The sequence below is a fragment of the Microcoleus sp. K4-B3 genome (assembly GCF_036704615.1).
Taxonomy (GTDB): Bacteria; Cyanobacteriota; Cyanobacteriia; order Cyanobacteriales; family Microcoleaceae; genus Microcoleus.
This window is the reverse complement of sequence record NZ_JAUBSF010000206.1, coordinates 1-1,973: the sequence shown is the minus strand read 5'-3', so window position 1 is coordinate 1,973 and position 1,973 is coordinate 1. Positions and strand designations below refer to the sequence as shown.

Annotated in this window: 1 protein-coding gene; it reads right to left on the bottom strand. The window is 49.3% G+C overall.

The features are described 5' to 3' along the window. Positions 1 to 353: 353 nt before the first annotated feature. Positions 354 to 1,733, bottom strand: a complete 1,380-nt coding sequence (gene psbC / locus QUA78_RS32385) for a photosystem II reaction center protein CP43 (RefSeq protein WP_333399255.1) — start codon at positions 1,731 to 1,733, stop codon at positions 354 to 356. Between the last annotated feature and the right edge of the window lie 240 nt (positions 1,734 to 1,973).

The following is a 1,973-nucleotide window of genomic DNA, read 5'->3' as shown; positions in this document are numbered from 1 at the left end:
ATACTGATGATCGATAAAAAAGTCATTCTGGGTTCACGAGTATTTATACTCATCGCAAAAGTGACACGCTCCCGATTTAGCTTCTGCTGTTGTTTCTGAAACAGAACTAACGGCTTTTCCGACTTTTTCTGTCAAAAATCCTTTCGTTTTTTGAAAGTTTTGAGAAATATCAGGCAGTGCTACTTCGATAGTAAGTGACCTCTCTCAACTTAATTTACTGTTTCCAAGTGATTATAGTATAGCTTCTATTTTTAATACTCATAATCTGAGTTAATCAGCAGTAAAAAAAGCTCCTGCCGTTAAGCAGGAGCCTTTTTCGATTAGACAATCAAATCAGAAATAAATTCGATCGATTAGTCTAAGTCTGGCATAGAAAGTACCGCTTCATTTTCGCGATCGATACCCCTCTCAAAGCCAGCGACAGCCGCGCGAGCGCGACCAGCGTGCCACAAGTGGCCGACCAAGAAGAAGAAACCCATCACAAAGTGGAAACAGGCCAGCCAAGAACGAGGTGACGTATAGTTAAACGCGTTAACTTCAGTTGCCAGGCCGCCCACAGAGTTCAGAGAACCCAAAGGAGCGTGAGTCATGTACTCAGCAGCGCGGCGAGCTTGCCAAGGCTGAATGTCGTTCTTGATTTTGTTCAAGTCCAAACCGTTAGTACCGCGCAAGGGTTCCAACCAAGGGCCTTGGAAATCCCAGAAACGCATCGTTTCACCGCCGAAAATGATTTCGCCAGTAGGAGAGCGCATCAGGTATTTACCCAGACCGGTGGGGCCTTGTGCAGAACCGACGTTAGCACCCAAGCGTTGGTCGCGGATCAGGAAGGTCAAAGCTTGCGCTTGAGAAGCTTCCGGGCCCGTCGGGCCGTAGAATTCGCTGGGGTAAGCAGTGTTGTTGAACCAGACAAAGCAGCAAGCGATGAATCCCATCAGGGACAAAGCGCCCAAGCTGTAAGACAGGTAAGCTTCGCCAGACCAGATTAAGGCGCGGCGAGCCCAGCCGAAAGGCTTGGTCAAAATGTGCCAAACACCACCAGCAATACAAATCAGGCCAAGCCAGATGTGACCGCCGATGATATCTTCCATGTTGTTGACACTGACAACCCAGCCTTCGCCACCAAAAGGAGAGCGAACCAAGTAGCCAAAAATCACAGCCGGGTTCAGAGTGGGGTTCGTGATAATACGCACGTCGCCGCCGCCCGGAGCCCAAGTGTCATAGACACCGCCGAAGAACATGGCCTTAGCAACCAGCAGCAAGCAACCGCCACCCAATAAAATCAGGTGATAGCCGATGATGTTGGTCATCTGGTTCTTGTCTTTCCAGTCGTAGCCGAAGAACGAAGAATATTCTTCGAGAACTTCCGGGCCGCGAACGGCGTGATAAATACCGCCCAAACCGAGAACAGCAGATGAAATCAAGTGAAGAACGCCGACTACGAAGAACGGGAAGATATCCGTAACTTCACCGCCGGGGCCGACGCCCCAACCCAAAGTAGCGATGTGGGGCATCAAAATCAAGCCCTGTTCGTACATCGGCTTTTCTGGGATAAAGTGAGCGACTTCAAACAAAGTCATTGCTCCGGCCCAGAAAACGATCAAGCCAGCGTGAGCGACGTGGGCGCCCAGCAGTTTGCCAGATAGATTGATTAAACGAGCGTTGCCAGACCACCAAGCGAACCCGGAGGATTCTTGGTCGCGACCGCTTGCGTAGGAATTAGAGAGCGTTACCACCCGGTAGAACCTCCAACGATTTTAGATTTTGGATTTTGGGTTTTTTTGTTCCCTAGTAGGGCACGGCATCACCGCGCCTGCGCCGGGGAATAGGGATTTGGATTTGAGATTAATTTAAAAAAATTAAATTAATCTCAAATCCAAATCCAGATTTTTTTAAAGTGCGTTACCGCGAGGCAGAACTTCTTCAGGGAAGATGAAGTTTTCGTGGGGTTGGTCCGTAGGAGCCATCCAAGCACG